The organism is Pelomonas sp. KK5, from assembly GCF_001984095.1.
Taxonomy (GTDB): Bacteria; Pseudomonadota; Gammaproteobacteria; order Burkholderiales; family Burkholderiaceae_C; genus KK5.
In genome coordinates, this window is record NZ_LYVQ01000001.1 from 73,070 (window position 1) to 82,945 (window position 9,876).

The 9,876-nt window shown below is 66.5% G+C and carries 9 protein-coding genes; 8 read left to right on the forward strand and 1 reads right to left on the reverse strand.

Annotated features, from left to right (window positions below; all coding sequences use genetic code 11):
* The first annotated feature begins 66 nt into the window (after positions 1 to 66).
* The 6 genes from ilvN (at position 67) to pbpG (ending at position 7,115) form a co-directional block, all read left to right on the forward strand.
* On the forward strand, positions 67 to 558 hold the full coding sequence (ilvN, locus tag B0W88_RS00315) for an acetolactate synthase small subunit (RefSeq protein ID WP_077032641.1): 492 nt from the start codon (positions 67 to 69) through the stop codon (positions 556 to 558).
* Positions 559 to 600: 42 nt separating this feature from the next.
* Positions 601 to 1,617: a ketol-acid reductoisomerase gene (gene ilvC, locus B0W88_RS00320; RefSeq protein ID WP_077032642.1), complete on the forward strand. Its 1,017-nt coding sequence runs from the start codon at positions 601 to 603 to the stop codon at positions 1,615 to 1,617.
* Positions 1,618 to 1,687: 70 nt separating this feature from the next.
* Positions 1,688 to 2,515: a CDP-diacylglycerol--serine O-phosphatidyltransferase gene (gene pssA, locus B0W88_RS00325; RefSeq protein ID WP_077032643.1), complete on the forward strand. Its 828-nt coding sequence runs from the start codon at positions 1,688 to 1,690 to the stop codon at positions 2,513 to 2,515.
* Positions 2,516 to 2,716: 201 nt separating this feature from the next.
* Positions 2,717 to 4,411, forward strand: coding sequence for a 2-isopropylmalate synthase (leuA, locus tag B0W88_RS00330; RefSeq protein ID WP_077032644.1), 1,695 nt, complete (start codon positions 2,717 to 2,719; stop codon positions 4,409 to 4,411).
* A 3-nt stretch (positions 4,412 to 4,414) separates the two neighbouring features.
* Positions 4,415 to 5,956 (forward strand): 2-isopropylmalate synthase, encoded by a 1,542-nt coding sequence (locus tag B0W88_RS00335; RefSeq protein ID WP_077032645.1) that lies wholly within the window; start codon positions 4,415 to 4,417, stop codon positions 5,954 to 5,956.
* A 157-nt stretch (positions 5,957 to 6,113) separates the two neighbouring features.
* Positions 6,114 to 7,115: a D-alanyl-D-alanine endopeptidase gene (gene pbpG / locus B0W88_RS00340; RefSeq protein WP_077032646.1), complete on the forward strand. Its 1,002-nt coding sequence runs from the start codon at positions 6,114 to 6,116 to the stop codon at positions 7,113 to 7,115.
* A 48-nt stretch (positions 7,116 to 7,163) separates the two neighbouring features.
* On the opposite strand, the gene B0W88_RS00345 is transcribed toward pbpG, so the two are convergent.
* Positions 7,164 to 7,934 carry an IclR family transcriptional regulator gene (locus B0W88_RS00345; protein WP_077032647.1) on the reverse strand — a complete coding sequence of 257 codons (771 nt, stop codon included), beginning with the start codon at positions 7,932 to 7,934 and terminating at the stop codon, positions 7,164 to 7,166.
* Positions 7,935 to 8,021: 87 nt separating this feature from the next.
* Here B0W88_RS00345 and B0W88_RS00350 point away from each other — a divergent pair, with 87 nt between their 5' ends.
* Positions 8,022 to 9,140: a TIGR03790 family protein gene (locus tag B0W88_RS00350; RefSeq protein ID WP_233151576.1), complete on the forward strand. Its 1,119-nt coding sequence runs from the start codon at positions 8,022 to 8,024 to the stop codon at positions 9,138 to 9,140.
* Positions 9,130 to 9,825, forward strand: a complete 696-nt coding sequence (locus B0W88_RS00355; RefSeq protein WP_083748460.1) for a GNAT family N-acetyltransferase — start codon at positions 9,130 to 9,132, stop codon at positions 9,823 to 9,825. Before B0W88_RS00350 ends, B0W88_RS00355 begins: the two co-directional genes overlap by 11 nt.
* Positions 9,826 to 9,876 lie beyond the last annotated feature (51 nt).

Here is a 9,876-nt window from a genome sequence, read left to right on the forward strand (position 1 = left end):
GAAGAGCGTGGCCAAGGCCCGTCGCTTACCGGCGCCGGGCTGAAGAGCGCGAAGGACGAGACACCCATGAAACACATCATTGCTTTGCTCATCGAGAACGAGCCGGGCGCGCTGTCGCGCGTCGTGGCGCTGTTCTCGGCCCGCGGCTACAACATCGAGAGCCTGACGGTGGCGCCCACCGAGGATGCTTCGCTGTCGCGGATGACCATCGTCACCACCGGCTCCGACGAGGTGATCGAGCAGATCACCAAGCACCTGAACCGGCTGATCGAGGTGGTCAAGGTCGTCGACCTGACTGAAGGCAACTACACCGAGCGCGAGCTGATGCTGATCAAGGTCCGCGCGGTCGGCAAGGAGCGCGAGGAGATGAAGCGCACGGCGGACATCTTCCGCGGCCGCATCATCGACGTGACCGAGAAGACCTACACGATCGAGCTGACCGGCGACGCTGGCAAGCTCGACGCCTTCATCGACGCGATCGACCGCGCCTCGATTCTCGAAACGGTGCGCACCGGCACCAGCGGCATCGGCCGCGGCGAGCGGATCCTCCGGGTCTAACGCCAATCTTCTACTGACACCGAATTTTTCCTGGAGCACGACATGAACGTTTACTACGACAAGGACGCCGACCTCTCCCTGATCAAGGGCAAGAACGTCACCATCATCGGCTATGGCTCACAAGGCCACGCCCACGCCCAGAACCTGAACGACAGCGGCGTGAAGGTCACCGTCGGCCTGCGTCGCGGCGGCGCTTCCTGGTCCAAGGCCGAGAACGCCGGCCTGAAGGTCGCCGAGATCGCCGATGCGGTGAAGTCGGCCGACGTCGTCATGATCCTGCTGCCGGACGAGCAGATCGCCGGCGTGTACAAGGCCGAGGTCGAGCCCAACATCAAGCAGGGTGCCTCGCTGGCCTTCGCCCACGGCTTCAACGTGCACTACGGCCAGGTGCAGCCCCGCGCCGACCTGGACGTGTGGATGGTCGCTCCCAAGGCCCCGGGCCACACGGTGCGCGGCACCTACACGCAAGGTGGCGGCGTGCCCCACCTGATCGCCGTCTACGCCGACAAGACCGGCAAGGCGCGTGACCTGGCCCTGAGCTACGCCGTGGCCAACGGTGGCGGCAAGGCCGGCATCATCGAGACCAACTTCCGCGAAGAGACCGAGACCGACCTGTTCGGCGAGCAGGCCGTGCTGTGCGGCGGTGCCGTCGAGCTGATCAAGGCCGGCTTCGAGACGCTGACCGAAGCCGGTTACGCGCCCGAGATGGCCTACTTCGAGTGCCTGCACGAGCTGAAGCTGATCGTGGACCTGATCTACGAAGGCGGCATCGCGAACATGAACTACTCGATCTCGAACAACGCCGAGTACGGCGAGTACGTGACCGGCCCGAAGGTCGTCACCGCCGCCACCAAGGAAGCGATGCGCCAGTGCCTGAAGGACATCCAGACCGGCGAGTACGCCAAGTCCTTCATCCTCGAGAACAAGGCCGGTGCCCCGACGCTGCTGTCGCGCCGCCGCCTGACGGCCGAGCATGAGATCGAAGTCGTCGGCGAGAAGCTGCGCGCGATGATGCCGTGGATCAAGAAGAACCGCCTGGTGGACCAGTCGAAGAACTAAGTTCTGCGTCCGCCTGACCGGGCCGGCGTCCTACAGAGGGCGCCGGCCCTTCTCTTTTATGATCCCGCCCATGAGTGATCTCCAACAAGCTGCCGACATCCACGACGAGCAGGCGCCCATCCGTCCCCGGCGCAAGGGCATCTACGCGCTGCCCAACGCGATCACGCTGGCCTCGCTGTTCTCCGGCTTCTATGCGATCGTGATGGCGATGAACGGCCGCTTCGACACGGCCTGCGTCGCGATCTTCGCCGCGGCCATCCTCGACAGCCTGGACGGCCGCGTGGCCCGCATGACCAACACGCAGAGCGCTTTCGGCGAGCAGATGGACTCGCTGTCGGACATGGTCAGCTTCGGCGCGGCGCCCTCGCTGATCGTCTACATCTGGGGCCTCAATGACCTGGGCCGGGCTGGCTGGATTCCGGCTTTTGTCTATATCGCCGGCGCGGCGCTCCGCCTGGCGCGCTTCAACGTCAATATCGGCGTGGTCGACAAGCGCTTCTTCCAGGGTATGCCGAGTCCGGCTGCGGCTGCCATGGTTATCGGTCTGATCTGGTTTTCCGATGCCTTCGGATACGCGCGTGCATCGCAAGCGACCGGCCTGTCGTGGGTCGCGTTTGGTGTCACCCTGTTCGCCGGCCTGTCGATGGTGACCAATGCGCCGTTCTACAGTTTCAAGGTCTTCGGCGGCCGGCGTAGCGTGCCCTTCATCGTGCTGGTGGGGATCATGCTGGCGATCGCACTGATCGCGCTGGATCCGCAACGAGTGCTGTTCCCGCTGTTCTGCGTTTATGGCCTGTCGGGCTATGCGGTGTACGGCTGGCGCAAGTACAAGGGCGTGCCGGTCAGCGTGATCGCCACATCGACCGACGAGCCCGATGAAAAGGGCCTGCATCACTGATTCGTCTGCTATATTCGTGGACATGTCGACGAAGACCGCACTGCTACTACTAGGCGACCCCAGGGTTCGCTGAACGATCGCGCGCGCACGTCACACCAAGACACCAGTCTCTCGATCTTTCCAACGGCCCGTATGCAACCCGCAGCGGGCCGTTTGCCTTTCTGGTCTGCAGGTTGCGAAGAATCACTCTGGAGCATTCCGATGTTGAAGCAACCGAACACCAAGTACCGCGCCTTTCCCCAGGTCAAGCTGACCGATCGCACCTGGCCGGACCAGCAGATCACCCAGGCGCCCATCTGGCTCTCCACCGATCTGCGCGACGGCAACCAGGCGCTGATCGAGCCGATGGACCCGGAGCGCAAGCTGCGGATGTTCAAGATGCTGCTGAAGATCGGCTTCAAGGAGATCGAGGTCGGCTTCCCCTCGGCCTCGCAGACCGATTTCGACTTCGTGCGCCTGCTGATCGAGCAGGACCTGATCCCCGAGGACGTGACCATCCAGGTGCTGACGCAGGCCCGCCAGCCGCTGATCGAACGCACCTTCGAGGCGGTGCGCGGCGCGAAGAAGGTCATCGTCCACCTCTACAACGCCTGCGCGCCGGTGATGCGCAAGGTCGTGCTGGGCATGAACGAGGACCAGATCGTCGACCTGGCCGTCACCCACACGCAGATGATCAAGAAGCTCGCCGCCGCGCAGCCGGACACCGCCTTCGGCTTCGAGTATTCGCCCGAGATGTTCTCCGGCACCGAGCTGGACTTCAGCAAGCGCGTCGTCGATGCGGTGGTCGAGGCCTGGGGCGCCACGCCCGATAACAAGATCATCATCAACCTGCCCGCGACGGTCGAGCATTCGACGCCCAACATCTTCGCGGACATGGTCGAGTGGATGCACCGCAACGTCGCCAAGCGCGACAGCATCATCATGTCCATCCACCCGCACAACGACCGCGGCACCGGCACGGCCGCCGCCGAGTTCGCGCTGATGGCCGGCGGCGACCGCATCGAGGGCTGCCTGTTCGGCAGCGGCGAGCGCACCGGCAATGTGGACATCGTCAACATCGCGCTGAACCTGTACACGCAGGGCGTCTCGCCGGAGCTGGACTTCTCGGACATCGACGAGGTGCGCCGCTGCGCCGAGCACTGCACGCAGCTGCCGGTGCACCCGCGCCACCCGTATGCCGGCGACCTGGTCTACACCTCGTTCAGCGGTTCGCACCAGGACGCGATCAAGAAGGCCTTCGCCGCCCGCAAGGCCGATGACATCTGGAACATGCCCTACCTGCCGATCGACCCGAAGGATCTGGGCCGCAACTACGACGCGGTGATCCGCGTCAACAGCCAGTCGGGCAAGGGCGGCATCTCCTACCTGCTGGAAGCCGAGTACGGCGTCGAGCTGCCGCGCCGGCTGCAGATCGAGTTCAGCCAGGTCGTGCAGGCGGTGATGGACGACAGTGGCAAGGAGCAGAGCGCGGCGGACATCTGGGCGATCTTCTCGGGCGAGTACGGGCTGGGCGTCGAGCAGAGCCTGCATCCGGTGATTCTGGAGGTTAGCGAAGGCGTGTACAGCCTGCGCGCCACGGCCGACCTGCGCGAGCGCAAGCTGCAGGTGGAAGGGCAGGGTACCGGCCCGATCGACGCCTTCGTCAACGGGCTGAACGCGCACCTGGCCGAGCCGGTGCGCGTGCTGGACTATCACGAGCACGCGATCGGCAGCGGCGCTGACGCCAAGGCCGTCGCCTACCTGGAACTGCGCATCGGAGACTCCCTGACGCTGTTCGGCGTGGGCATCGACGCCAACATCGTCTCCGCCTCGCTGAAGGCGATCAGCTCCGGCTTGCGCCGCGCCGTCCAACGCGGTCAACTCCCCTTCATTCAAAAAGAGACCCAAGGAGCCTGACCCATGGCCGAGCAGCTGATCATCTTCGACACCACCCTGCGCGACGGCGAGCAATCGCCCGGCGCCTCGATGACCAAGGATGAGAAGCTGCGCATCGCCCGGCAGCTCGAGCGGCTGAAGGTCGACGTGATCGAGGCCGGCTTCCCGGCCGCGAGCCACGGCGACTTCGAGGCGGTCAAGGCGATCGCCGCGACGATCAAGGACAGCATCGTCTGCGGCCTCGCGCGCGCCAACGACCGCGACATCGGCCGCGCCGCCGAGGCGCTGAAGGGCGCGGCCCGCTCGCGCATCCACACCTTCATCGCCACCAGCGAGCTCCACATGGAGAAGAAGCTGCGGATGACGCGCGAGCAGGTGCTGGAGCAGGCCGTCCAGGCGGCGCGTTATGCCCGCACGCTGACCGACGACATCGAGTTCTCGCCCGAGGACGGCTACCGCTCCGACCCGGAGTTCCTGGCCCGCGTCGTCGAGGCGGTGATCAAGGAAGGCGCGCGGACGATCAACATCCCCGACACCGTCGGCTACGCGATCCCCGAGCTCTATGGCAACTTCATCAAGACGCTGCGCGAACGGGTGCCGAATTCTGACCAGGCCGTCTGGAGCGTGCACTGCCACAACGACCTCGGCATGGCCGTCGCCAACTCGCTGGCCGGCGTGAAGATCGGCGGCGCGCGGCAGATCGAGTGCACGATCAACGGCCTGGGCGAGCGAGCCGGCAACTGCTCGCTGGAAGAGGTGGTGATGGCGGTCAAGACCCGCCGCGACTACTTCGGCCTGGACCTGCGCGTGGACCCGAGCCAGATCGTGCCCGCCTCCAAGATGGTGGCGCAGACGACCGGCTTCGTCGTGCAACCGAACAAGGCGGTGGTCGGCGCCAATGCCTTTGCCCATGCCTCCGGCATCCACCAGGATGGCGTGCTGAAGGCACGCGACACCTACGAAATCATGCGCGCCGAGGACGTCGGCTGGTCGGCCAACAAGATCGTGCTGGGCAAGCTGAGCGGCCGCAACGCCTTCAAGCAGCGGCTGCAGGAACTGGGCGTGTCGCTGGAGTCCGAGGCCGAGATCAATGCCGCCTTCGTGCGCTTCAAGGACCTGGCCGACCGCAAGAACGAGATCTTCGACGAGGACATCATCGCGCTGGTGATGGACGAGTCGGTCAGCGCCGAGCAGGAGCACTTCCGCTTCGTCGCGCTGGCCCAGCGCTCGGAGACCGGCGAGCGGCCCCACGCCAGCATCGTCTTCGCCGCCGGCAGCACCGAGCACCGCTCGGAGAGCGACGGCAACGGCCCGGTCGACGCGACGCTGCGGGCGATCGAGTCCACCGTGCAAAGCGGGGCCGAAATGCTGCTCTATTCGGTCAATGCGATCACCAGCGGCAGCACAGAATCGCAGGGCGAGGTGACGGTCCGCCTGCAGCACGCCGGCCGGGTGGTCAACGGCGTGGGTGCCGACCCGGACATCGTCGTGGCCTCCGCCAAGGCCTATCTGAGCGCCCTCAACAAGCTGCAAAGCAAGGTCGAGAGGGTGGCGGCTCAGGGTTGATACCGACGACGCTCCGTGCAGATAAAGCGTTAGGAATCGTTAGATTCAGCACGCGATCGAAAGCGAAGTTCAGCTTCATAAGCCTTGGCTAAGCTTTTGATCTTGCCGGCTTTTTTTCGATCGCCTAAACTGCGCGCACTGTCTGGGAGCGGTTCCTTTGAATACTTTCACCTCTGTCGTTGCGAGCGCCGCTCTCGGTCTGGTCCTGGTTCTGTCGAGCGTCGCGCTGACGAGCCAGAGCGCATCGGCCGCCACGGCCCAGAAGTCCAAGGCCACCTCGGTCCGCAAGGCCAAGCCGGCGGCCCGTACCCGCAAGGCCGCCTTCGTGGCCGCCGTGCCGGTCGCCACCTTCGGCCAGCTCTCCGGCCTGCACACGGTGGACGACCCGCTGGACCTGAAGTCCGGCGTGGCCCTGGTGATGGACCAGGACACCAATGAAGTGCTGCTGTCCAAGAATCCGGAAGCCGTGCTGCCGATCGCCTCGATCACCAAGCTGATGACGGCCCTGGTCGTCGTCGAGGCGCACCAGCCGCTGGACGAGAAGATCGAGATCACCGACGAGGACAAGGACACCCTCAAGCACACCTACTCGCGCCTGAAGCCCGGCACCGTGCTGACCCGCGAGCAACTGCTGCACCTGGCTCTGATGGCGTCCGAGAACAGCGCCGCCCATGCGCTGGCGCGCAACTACCCGGGCGGCCTGGAAGCCGGCATCGCCGCGATGAACCAGAAGGCCCAGGCACTGGGCATGACGGACACCCGCTACATCGAGCCGACCGGCCTGTCCAGCAGCAACCAGTCCAGCGCCCGCGACCTGGCCGCGCTGGTCAAGGTGGCGCATGAGCAGCCGCTGCTGCGCGAATTCACCACCAGCAAGGAAGCCAGCTTCCTGATCGGCCGCCGCGAGATGGCCTTCCACAGCACCAACGGTCTCGTGCGCAGCGGCGAGTGGGACATCGGCCTGCAGAAGACCGGCTTCATCAACGAGGCCGGCAAGTGCCTGGTGATGCAGGCGCAGATGTACGGCCGCAAGCTGATCATGGTATTCCTGGACGCCACCGGCAAGACGGCGCGGATCGCCGATGCGGAGCGCGTGCGCAAGTGGGTCAGTGGGCTGTCGCCGATCGCGACGTCGGTGCAGCAGCCGAAGCTGAACTGAGCGCCCCGGCACAAGGAAAAACGCAGCCCGAGGGCTGCGTTTGTCGTTTCAGGCGCCGCGGAATCCGAGCGCCGACGAGATCTGCGCCGCGGTTTCCTTGAGCCGCACGATCCAGCCTTCTTCCAGCCGGTCCGCCGGCGCGGAGATCGACAGGCCGGCGACCAGCTTGGCCTGGTCGTCGTAGATGCCGGCGGCCATGCAGCGCACGCCCAGTTCCAGCTCCTCGTCGTCGCGCGAGAGGCCGCGCTGGCGGATCAGGGTCAGCTCGCGTTCCAGCGCGCCGATCTCGGTGAGGCTGTTCTTCGTGTGGCCGGACAGGCCCGTCCGCGTGGCATAACTGCGAACCCGCACGGGCTCGTCGCTGGCCAGGAAGAGCTTGCCGACCGAGGTCAGGTGCAGCGGCGCGCGGCCGCCGACGGCGCGCACCACCTGCATGCCCGAGCGCTCGCTGTAGGTCCGCTCGATATAGACGATCTCGTCGCCCTGGCGCACCGAGAGATTGACCGGCTGGTGGGTGAACTTGTGCAGCTCGCGCATCGGGCCCAGCGCCGCGTCGCGCACGTCCAGCCGCGCCTTGACCAGGTTGCCCAGTTCCAGCATGCGCATGCCGAGGCGGTAGCTGCCGGCTTCGGGCCGGTCGACGAAGCGGCCCAGGGCCAGGTCGTTGAGAATGCGGTGGGCCGTCGAGGGATGCAGGCCGGTCGCCTCGCTGATGGCCTTCAGCGACACCGGGTCCTGGTGGCTCGCCAGCACGTCCAGCAGCGCGAAGGTGCGTTCCAGCACCTGGATGGCGGGCTTCTGATCCTCTTTGTTTTTCATCGCTTCATTGTGCGGGAGATCGCTTTGTTTTGGATGGCGAAATTGGTAACCAGCATGCGGCGTGTCTTTCGCGCATCGGGGACGACGGTGGTTCGCATCGTGGAATGCCTCGCCCTGGCGGCCGTCGTGGCGGGGCCGGCGCAGGCGCAACCGCAACCGGCCTCGGCGCCCGCATCGGCGGCCAGCGCGCCGGCCGCCGCGCTGATGTTTCGCGTCCCTCGGATCCAGGGGCGCATCACCGCGGCCGAGCTGGGCCTGGTGATCAATACGGCCGACCCGTATTCGGTGGAAGTGGGCGAGTACTACGCGAAACGGCGAGGCATCGCGCCGGAACACATCGTGCGCGTCACGCTGCCGGTCAGGCCCAGGCTGACGGTGGCCGAGTTCGAGGCCTTCAACACTGCGCTGCATGCGCAGATGCCGCCCTCGGCCCAGGGGCTGGCGCTGGCCTGGCGCGAGCCCTACGCGGTCGAGTGCAATTCGATCACCTCGGCGCTGGCCCTGGGTTTCCAGGCGCGGCTGTGTGAGCAGAGTTGCGCGCCGTCGCGCAGCTCGCTGTACTTCAACAACCCGAGCGCCCGGCCGTACAGCGAGCTGGGCCTGTGGCCCTCGATGCTGATCGCCGCGCGCAGCGTCGACAGCGCCAAGGCCTTGGTCGACCGCGGCATCGCCGCCGACCACAGCCTGCCCGGCGAGTTCCCGGCGCATGCCTTCTTCGTCAGCACGCCGGATGCCGCGCGCAATGTCCGGGCCGGGCTGTTCCCGCCGTCGACGACGGTGGCGCCGCTGAAGCTCGAGGTCGTGCGCGCCTCCAGCGAGAAGCTGCCGCCGCTGCGCCGCACACTGGTCTATGAGACCGGCCTGGTGCGGGTGCCGGGGATTGACGAAGTGGCCTGGCTGCCCGGCGCGCTGGCCGATCACCTGACCTCCTTCGGCGGCCTGCTCGACGCGCCGCCCGGCAGCGCCCAGATGAGCGCGATCGACTGGATCGAGGCCGGTGCCACCGCCAGCTACGGCACCGTCACCGAGCCGTGTAACCATGTCGAGAAATTCCCGCACCCGCAGGTGCTGCTGCTGAACTACATGCAGGGCGCCTCGGCGCTGGAAGCCTACTGGCGCAGCGTGGCCTGGCCCGGGCAGGGCGTATTCATCGGGGAGCCGCTGGCGGCCCCCTATGCACCGAGGAAGCAGCAGGATGAGCAGTGAACAGCAACAACAACTGGACAACGTCTTCTGGCACGCGCTGAGCGGAGCGCAGGCGCATTGCGCCAGCGGCTCCGCCAAGGCTCGACGTTATGCGCCCGGCTTCTCGCCGATCGTCGCCGTCCCGGAAGCGGAACGTCCCGATTTCGACGCGCTGTTGCCGCTGTGCGCGCCGGGCGAGCGCTTCTACGTGGCCGAATGGTCCGGCCCGGCGCCGGCCGGCTGGACGATCGAGCTGGAGGCGATGATGGTCTGCATGGCCTGGGCCGGCGAGACGCCCGTCGACGATGCGGCGCCCGATGCCCGGCAGCTCGACGCTTCCCATGCGCCCCAGTCGCTGGCCCTGGCTGAGCTGACGCGCCCCGGTCCTTTCGGCCTGCGCACGATCGAGCTGGGCGACTATTTCGGCTTCTTCGAAGGCGAGCGCCTGGTCGCGATGGCCGGCGAGCGCTCCTGCGCCGGACGCTTGCGCGAGATCAGCGGCGTCTGCACGCATCCTGATTTCCAGGGGCGCGGCATGGCGAAGCGGCTGATGCTCAAGCTGATCCGCCGCCAGTGCCTGCGCGGCGAGACGCCCTTCCTGCATGTGATGAGCGCCAATGCCGGCGCGCTGGCGCTGTACCGCAAGATGGGCTTCGCGGACTACCGCGAGAAGGTCGTGCGCGTGATCTCGCGCAGCGCGGCCTGACCGGCCAGCACCGCGCCTTCCAGCGTGGCCGGGTAGGGGCCGGCCACATAG

Coding starts and splice junctions, on each gene's coding strand:
- B0W88_RS00335 (WP_077032645.1), top strand. CDS start 4,415: ATGGCCGAGCAGCTGATCATCTTCGACACCACCCTGCGCGACGGCGAG.
- pssA (WP_077032643.1), top strand. CDS start 1,688: ATGAGTGATCTCCAACAAGCTGCCGACATCCACGACGAGCAGGCGCCC.
- B0W88_RS00355 (WP_083748460.1), top strand. CDS start 9,130: ATGAGCAGTGAACAGCAACAACAACTGGACAACGTCTTCTGGCACGCG.
- B0W88_RS00345 (WP_077032647.1), bottom strand. CDS start 7,934: ATGAAAAACAAAGAGGATCAGAAGCCCGCCATCCAGGTGCTGGAACGC.
- leuA (WP_077032644.1), top strand. CDS start 2,717: ATGTTGAAGCAACCGAACACCAAGTACCGCGCCTTTCCCCAGGTCAAG.
- ilvN (WP_077032641.1), top strand. CDS start 67: ATGAAACACATCATTGCTTTGCTCATCGAGAACGAGCCGGGCGCGCTG.
- ilvC (WP_077032642.1), top strand. CDS start 601: ATGAACGTTTACTACGACAAGGACGCCGACCTCTCCCTGATCAAGGGC.